3 protein-coding genes and 1 pseudogene are annotated in these 8,342 nt (G+C 39.5%); all 4 read right to left on the bottom strand.

Features of this window, described 5'->3' with window-relative positions; genetic code table 11:
* Positions 1–576 precede the first annotated feature (576 nt).
* The 4 genes and pseudogenes from EO92_RS07490 to EO92_RS07485 all read right to left on the bottom strand — a co-directional run bounded on the left by EO92_RS07490 (position 577) and on the right by EO92_RS07485 (position 7,235).
* On the bottom strand, positions 577–984 hold the full coding sequence (locus tag EO92_RS07490) for a DUF1699 family protein (RefSeq protein ID WP_048135794.1): 408 nt from the start codon (positions 982–984) through the stop codon (positions 577–579).
* A 117-nt stretch (positions 985–1,101) separates the two neighbouring features.
* Positions 1,102–1,257 carry a hypothetical protein gene (locus tag EO92_RS18245; RefSeq protein WP_200896752.1) on the bottom strand — a complete coding sequence of 52 codons (156 nt, stop codon included), beginning with the start codon at positions 1,255–1,257 and terminating at the stop codon, positions 1,102–1,104.
* Positions 1,258–1,284: 27 nt separating this feature from the next.
* Positions 1,285–1,511 (bottom strand): annotated as a pseudogene (locus EO92_RS17070) (DUF1699 family protein); the annotation flags it as partial.
* Positions 1,512–2,240: 729 nt separating this feature from the next.
* Positions 2,241–7,235, bottom strand: a complete 4,995-nt coding sequence (locus tag EO92_RS07485; protein ID WP_048170513.1) for a PKD domain-containing protein — start codon at positions 7,233–7,235, stop codon at positions 2,241–2,243.
* Positions 7,236–8,342 lie beyond the last annotated feature (1,107 nt).

Genomic DNA, 8,342 nt, shown 5'->3' with positions numbered 1-8,342 from the left:
AAATAAGTTTGCAGAATCAATAACAGCAGAACGTGAGGAAGTTGACGCTTATATCCCACGAAGCTGAAGACTTCGGGGTTTTACGCTCCTTCCCATAAAATTCCTGAAATTCCAATTCCAACTGATTATCCGATAAAGCAAAATTATCGGCCCTGCAAAGTGCCCCTTATAAAGCTGCAAAAATCACGGGGTTTCCAATTTCACTTTTCTTAACTTTATCTTAACAAACATGTCCGGGGTAGATTTTAGCAGCCCGCCGGAAGGAAATAATAGATTTCAAATGACTTAGAAAAGAAGTTTAAAGTAAGAAATGTGACTCAAACCGCTTCAGAACTGGTAGATGATTTTTCAGCAATATCAATATTAGAGACCTTACTTAGATCTACTGATGCTGTTCTCAACCTCAATTTCTTGATCTAAAAGTTGAAACCCTTTCAGCAGTAATTTTCCCGATTTTCCTCTACATTAAGTTGGAGATAAGGGACCGGAAGATTCAACCCCTTTCTATCCGATCTAATCTCCAGCAAAACACCTCTCCAGCAAAACACCTACCAAAATGTTTTATATTATTTGAATTCAGGCAGGAATTTCCTTGTTCAGGATATAAGCGACCATTCCAGGGTTCAGCTTGCTTTCCCTTGAAACCTTTTTCTCAATTTCCTCAGTGGATTTACCTTCGATTTTCATTTCTTTAATCTTTTCAATCACTGAAGAGGAAATTGCGTAATATTCGTTTATATCCTTCCTGTGCCCCCAGACATCTCCTTCGATAAGCTGGATTCTCTGCATCTGAAGGAACATTTCTATGGATTTTGAAACTGTACGCATGTAAGATTTAGGTAACTGGATTACCTCAATCTTCGGGCAGGTTTCAACCAATCCAAAGATGTCTTTGTTGGATGGCCGGAAAGCCAGGTGAACAAGACGCTCATTCGGATTAAGTGTAAAGATCTCTTCTCTGGAACTAACTACTCTTATTCTCATTTTTTTCTCCCCCACTGTTAAGTTCTTTCTTGATTTAAATTGGTTTTAGTTTATAATTGCTTTAGATTAAAGGGAATAAGTAAAGAAATTATACTGTTTACGATGAAACGGAATAATTTATGCAGACACGAACGAGGAAACTTTCTCCCTCTTCACCTTTTTCTGAGCAGCTGAAAGGCATTCAAGCGTACAGTAAATTGCCTTTTCCTCCACATTTTTCAGGACTATAAACTCACTCCCACAAATTGGACATGTTTTTCTTACATACTCCACAGAACATCACCCACTTGTTTTACTCGTTTTTAAATTAGTTTTAACTGTATTCATATAAGATTTAAGTAACTGGATTACCTCAATCTTCGGGCAGGTTTCTACCATTCCACAGATGCCCTTATTTGAAGGTCTGAAAGCCAGGTGAACAAGGCGTTCATCAGACTGGGTATAAAGATCTCTTCCCTGGAACTAACCACTCTTAGCCAGGTGTCAGCTTCATGTTTCCATTCTCCACTGTTAAGTTCTTTTTTAATTGTAATTACTATAAACTACATATACTTATTATATATAGTTATCTCATTAAGCTAATATTATTTAGATAGTATTCACAGAATACTAGTTATATCATATTTGCTGAATAGACCTAAAAAAGTCATAAAAGGAATAAAAACGGGTTTTAAAAATTATATTTCCTATTGATACTTTTAATGGTACTCTCTTTCATATTAAAATTTATTTCAAATACTGACTTAACTATTTTAATCAAAATCGCGCTGGCGCACCCTGCAACAAGCTAGAAGGGTATTCGACTGAAAAATAAGAAAAAAGCCCTTCACCAGAAAAAATCACTTTGATCTAAAAGATCGACCCTGCAAAGTGCCCCTTTTAAATCTGCAAAATCTCATGGGTTTTTTAGTTATCTTTTCTTAACCCTTTTCTTCAACAAACGTGTTCAGGGGAGATTAAAGCAGACCGCTGGCAGAAAAAATATAGTTTAACTGAAGTTGAATGAGTGAAGAAAGTAAGTTTGTTTAAAGGAATGCATGAAGCTGAACTTATATAAACGTAAAAGCTTTATTAAAAATCATACTCTGATAAAAAAAGAAATGAAAAGATGGAATAATTCGGCTCTGTAGAAACCCTCCGAAACGACTGATCCTCATCAACTTAAACTGAACGTCTCGAAATTTATAGATATTTTTAGCCTCTTGAAGCTGGTATAGATAGGTTTCTACAAAGCTATTTTTTTCGATCCGGGATATTTACTTACTAATCGCAATATATCTGGATCTGGTTTCAGTACTAATGCTTCCTGAATTATTTACTGTTAAACTAACCGTATATTGTCCTGTTTTATTGTATACGTGTACAGGATTCTTTTCTGTTGAAGTATTCCCATCTCCAAAAGCCCATTTCCATGAATCTGGTGATCCGGTGCTGTTGTCAGTAAAACTGACGCCAAGCGGTGCAGGCCCTGAAGTTGGAGATGCAGAGAAGGCAGCGGCAAGGGAGTTTGAAACCGCAATATGGCCGGTTTTAGACAACGTGTTACTGCCGTTTGCATTACTTGCTGTCAATGTAACAGAGTATAGGCCTGATTTATTGTATGTGTGTACAGCATTCTTTTCTGTAGAAACGTTGCCATCTCCAAAAGTCCATCTCCATGCAGTTGGCGACTCTGTGCTCTCGTCAGTAAAATGAACTGTAAGAGGCATGCTTCCTGAAGTAGGGGATGCAGAGAATTTGGTAACAGGAATATTTGAAACGCCTGAGACAGCAATATAGTCGGTTTTTGTCAGCACATTGCTGCCTTTTTCATTACTTGCTGTCAATGTAACAGAATAAAGTCCTGATTTATTGTATGTGTGTACAGGATTCTTTTCTGTTGAACTACTTCTATCTCCGAAAGTCCATCTCCATTCCGTTGGCTCTCCTGTGCTCTCGTCAGTAAATTTAATAGTAAGAGGCGCTTTTCCCGAAGTCGGAGACGCAGAGAAACTGGCGACAGGACCATTTAAAGCGTTTGGAACAACAATATAGCTTGATTTTGTTAACGCATTACTGCCAGCTGCATCACTTACTGTTAATGTAACAGTGTATCGTCCTGATTTATTGTATGTGTGTGCAGGACTCTTTTCTGTAGAAAAGTTTCCATCTCCGAAAATCCATCTCCATGAAGTTGGCGACCCTGTGCTCTCATCAGTAAATCTAATAGTAAGGGGCACTTTTCCGGAAGTTGGAGACGCAGAGAAACTGGTGACAGGACCATTTAAAGTGTTTGAAACAACAATATAACCTGTTTTTGTCAACGCATTACTGCCGTCTGCATTACTTGCTGTCAATGTAACAGAATATTTTCCGGATTTATTGTATGTGTGTACAGGATTCTTTTCTATTGAATTAGTTCCATCTCCAAAAGTCCATTTCCATGCGGCTGGAGATCCTGTGCTCCTGTCAGTAAAACTAACAGTAAGAGGCATACTTCCTGCAGTTGGAGATGCTATAAAGGTGGCGGCAGGGATAATATAACCTGGATTCGAAGTCACAGTACCGCTTTCAGAAACTACAATGTAGCTTGATTTTTGCACCTTATTACTGCCTCCGGCATTGGTCGTTGTCAAAGAAACAGTATAATTTTCTGATTTATTGTATGTATGTACAGGATTTGTTTCTGTAGAATCACTTCCATCTCCAAAAGTCCATTTCCATGCAGTTGGCGATCCTGTGCTCTCGTCAGTAAATCTGATAGTAAGAGGCGCTTTTCCTGAAGTCTGAGATGCAGAAAAACTGGTAACAGGAGTATCTAAGAAGCTTGAGACTGCAATATAGCCGGTTTTAGACAACGTGTTACTGCCGTTTGCATTACTTACTGTTAATCTAACAGCATATAGTCCTGATTCATTATATGTATGTACAGGATTTTTATCTGTTGAATTGCTTCCATCTCCGAAAAACCATTTCCATGCCGTTGGCGACCCTGTGCTCTGGTCAGTAAAATGAACGGTATGAGGCGGTTTTCCTGAAGTCGGGGATGCAGAGAATTTGGATACAGGAGCAGCTAAAATGTTTGGGACAGCAATATAGCCGGTTTTTTTCAACGAATTACTGCCTTTTTCATTACTTGCTGTCAATGTAACAGAATAAAGTCCTGATTTATTGTATGTATGTGCAGGATTCTTTTCTGTTGAAGTATCCCCATCTCCGAAAGACCATTTCCATGAATCTGGTGATCCTTTGCCCTGGCCTGTAAAATCAACAGTAAAAGGAGCTTTTCCTGAAGTAAGAGACGCAGAGAAGCTGGTGACAGGGCCATTTAAAACGTTTGAAACAACAATATACCTGGATTTTGTTAACGTATTGCTGCCGTCTGTATTACTTACTGTTAATGTAACAGAGTATAATCCTGCTTTGCTGTATGTATGTACAGGGTTCTCCCCGGTTGAATGAGTACCGTCTCCAAACGTCCACTTCCTTGAGGTTGGAGCTCCTGTACTCTGGTCGGAAAAACTAACAGAAAGAGGCGATTTTCCTGAAGCTGGAGATGCAGAAAAAGCAGCAACAGGGGCTTCATACCCGTTTGAAACAATAATATAGCTGGATTTTGTTACTGCACTCTTGTTCCCCGTTTCGTTTAATGTCAACGTAACAGAATATTTTCCTGATTTTCTATAGATGTGTACAGGATTCTTTTCCGTTGAATAAGTTCCATCTCCAAAAGTCCAGTTCCATGAAGCTGGAAATCCTGTGCTCTGGTCAGTAAAACTAACACTAAACGGCGTTTTTCCTGAAGTTGGGGATGCAGAAAATACTGGCTGTGCCAGAACAGTTACTGTGGCAAATTTCGAATCAGTACCGTTTGTATTGTTTACTGTAAGCGTTACTTTGTAATTCCCTGCCCTGGAGTAAGTATGTGCTTGATTTTGCTGTGTTGAACCGGATCCGTCTCCAAAGTTCCAGTTCCACCCATCCACATTCTTCGAGAAATCCGTAAACCGGACAGAAAGAGGAGCATAACCGGATGTGAGATTGCTACTGAAGTTTGCAGCAGGAAGTACTGGTTGTGCTGGAAGAGGACTTATAAACTGACCGAAAGCAACAGGACTGAAACCTGTATTTACCTTGGCTGTAACCTTGTTTGTGGCTGTGTCAATTATAGAGACAGTTTTGCCTAGATTATCGTCGTCACCGCAGTTCGCTACATATACCTTTGTTCCATCCGGTGTGACTGCAATTCCATAAGGATTTTTTCCGACTTTCAAAGCAGCTATAACAGTTTTTGTTGCGGTGTCAATTACGGAGACATTGTTACTGCGTTGATTTGCCACATATACTTTTGTTCCATCCGGGCTGACTGCAACTCCCATAGGCCATTCTTCTACAGGCACTGTGGCTGTAACAGTGTTTGAACTCGTGTCAATTACAGAAATAGTGTTACTTTCACAATTCGTCACATATAGTTTTGTTCCCGCCTGGTTAACTATAACTCCACAGGAGCCAGGTTCAGCTTTCACAGTCGCTATAACAGTATTTGTGGCTGTGTCAATTACAGAAACAGTGCTGCTATAACGGTTCGTCACATATACTTTTGTCCCATCCGGTGTGATTGCAACTCCCATAGGCCATTTTCCTGCAGGCACCGTGGCTGTAACAGTGTTTGTGGCTGTGTCAATTACAGAGACAGCGTTGATATCACGACTCGCAACATATAGTTTTTTTCCATCCGGTGTGACTGCAATTCCACAGGGATAGTATTTATCTCCTACATCCACGGTGGCTGTAACCTTATTCATGGCTGTGTCAATTACAGAAACAGTGCCGCGGCGACCGTAGTTGGCATTCGTCACGTATATCCGTGTTCCATCCGGGCTGACTGCAACTCCTAATGGATTAATTCCTGCGGGCACCGTGGCTGTAAAGGTGTTGTTTCCTGTGTTAATTACAGAAACAGTGTTGCTGTTGATGTTCGTAATAAATGCATATGAAGGCGCAGGAGAACCTTTTGGTACAACATTTACTGTAGCAAGCTTTGAATCTGTGCCGTTTGAATTGCTTACTGTCAGGCTAACAGTATAGATTCCTGCTGCAGAATAGGTATGCGTGGGATTCCGCTTTGTTGAACCAGCCCCGTCTCCAAAGTCCCAGATCCATCCGGTTGCATTCTCCGATAGATCTGTAAACTGCACGGGTACGGAAAGGAAAACATAATCTGATGTGATGTTGCTGCTGAAGTTCGCTAAAGGATAAACTGGTTGTACCGGGATAGAACCTATAAACTGGCCTGAGGCATGAGGACTTTTTCCTACAAGCATCGTGGCTGTAACGGTGTTGGTAGCAGTGTCAATTACAGAGACGGCGTTACAGAGGTTGATTGCTACATACACTTTTTTTCCGTCTGGTGTGACTGCAACTCCCACAGGATTGGGTCCTACAGGTATTGTGGCTGTAACTTTGTTTGTAGAAACGTCAATTACAGAGACAGTGCTGAAATATTTATCATTAGTAGTCACATATGCCTTTGTTCCCTCCGGGTTGACTGCAACTCCAGAAGGGGCTCCCTCGACCTTCACAGTGGCTGTAACGGTGTTGGTAGCAGTGTCAATTACAGAAATGCTCCCACTATCGGAGTTCGCTACGTACACCTTGGTTCCATCTGGTGTGACCGCAATTTCCTCAGGACTTTTTCCTACGGATACCGTGCTTATAACAGCTTTTGTGGTAGTGTCAATTATAGAGACAGTGTTGTCGCCTTCGTTTGTCACATATGCTTTTTTTCCATCCGGACTTACCGCTACTCCCGCAGGATATTTTCCTACAGTCACTGTACTTGCAACAGTATTTATGGCAGTATCAATTACAGAGATAGTGTTACTGACCCTGTTTGCCACATATAGTTTCTTTCCATTCGAGCTGATTGCAACCCCTTGAGGAGAACGTCCTACAGGCACCGTGGCTTTAACAGTATTTGTTGCCGTGTCAATTATAGATACATCGTTGCTATGAGAATTTACCACGTATATCTTTGTCCCATCTGGATTAATTGCAACTCCAATAGGATTGGATCCTACAGATATCGTAGCTGTAACTTTGTTTGTGGTTGTGTCAATTACAGAGATATTGTTACTCTCTTCATTTGCAATGTATGCAAATGGCGAGGCGCCTGCGATACTCACCAACATTAAAAAAGCAAGTACTGTTACCCCCAAAGTTTTATTGAAGGTTTGCCCCCTAAATATTTTATTACATTTCGTTCCTTTCATTTTAGACCCCTTAATATATGGATAATTAAATTTGTTGAGAATTTTGAAAAAACTTGAAATTTGACAGGTTTTTATTACGATAATATAGCAATTCATTGAAGTAAGAGTTTTTTCGGGTTAAGCTGGTTATCATAACCGAATGCGACTATAAGTGCGATTATAAGTGAGACTATAAGTGAAACTATAAGTGAGACTATAAGTGAGACTATAAAAATGACTGGATGAATAAGATTCCCCCGAACTACACAAAAGAATTGTAAACTCTAAGATAATAATCTTTCTTTTATTGGCTTTATAGAAATCCTCCGAAATGACCAGTCTTCATTAATTTTAACTGGATGTCCCGGTATCATTATATCTATTTTTGGCCTCTTGAAGCTGGCATAGATGGGTCTCTACAAAGCCACAAAATGTGGATTGTAAAAGTACTCCTTATTTTAATGTCCCCACAAAGCAGACTCATTTATATATTAAAGAGAAAGAAAGAGGAAGAAAGTGAAGGGAAAATATAGAAAACAGTTGCATTTAAGCTTTGATAAAATCAAATACAATAAACGGAATATAGTGGAGACAACGTCCTCTGTTGTCAAAAGGAAATTTGGAGAAGTACTCAGGGCAAGAAAATTCTATAATCAGGTTAAAGAATTAAAACTTAAACTGATAGTTATAACATAATCAATAGTGGAGATATTTGCGTTCGGGAAGGTGTAGCCAGGTCGATAAGTGCTCCTTCTAAAACTGCAAAAATCACGGGTTTTTTATCCCCTTTTAGAAAAAGGATTTGGGGCAGATTGAGGCAGACCGCCGAGCGAAAAAATATGTTAATTGATTTGAAAAGGATAAGGAGGAACTTTAATTTTGAATTCAGCGACTCATTTTCTTACGATTTTCCCTAATCCATAATTCACTTGAAAAATTTCACTTCAATTCGAAACAGCCACCGCAAGAAAAAAAGTGTTGATGAAGTTAAAAAAGCCCCCCAATGGAGACTTATAAATTAAGCAAAACTAGGCTTTGTAGAAATCCTCTAAGTTATGTTTTTACCCAAACATTTATAAAAATAAGATTTTAAAATTGCTCCTTATTTTTTGTCCCCACAAAAAACGA

This window comes from Methanosarcina sp. 2.H.A.1B.4, assembly GCF_000979385.1.
GTDB lineage: Archaea > Halobacteriota > Methanosarcinia > Methanosarcinales > Methanosarcinaceae > Methanosarcina.
The sequence above is the reverse complement of the archived record's forward strand: the minus strand, read 5'-3'. Positions and strand labels throughout refer to the sequence as shown.

Bases quoted from the DNA above. Each gene is read 5' to 3' on its own strand.
- EO92_RS07490 (WP_048135794.1), bottom strand. From the start codon at position 984: ATGAGAATAAGAGTAGTTAGTTCCAGAGAAGAGATCTTTACACTTAAT.
- EO92_RS07485 (WP_048170513.1), bottom strand. From the start codon at position 7,235: ATGAAAGGAACGAAATGTAATAAAATATTTAGGGGGCAAACCTTCAAT.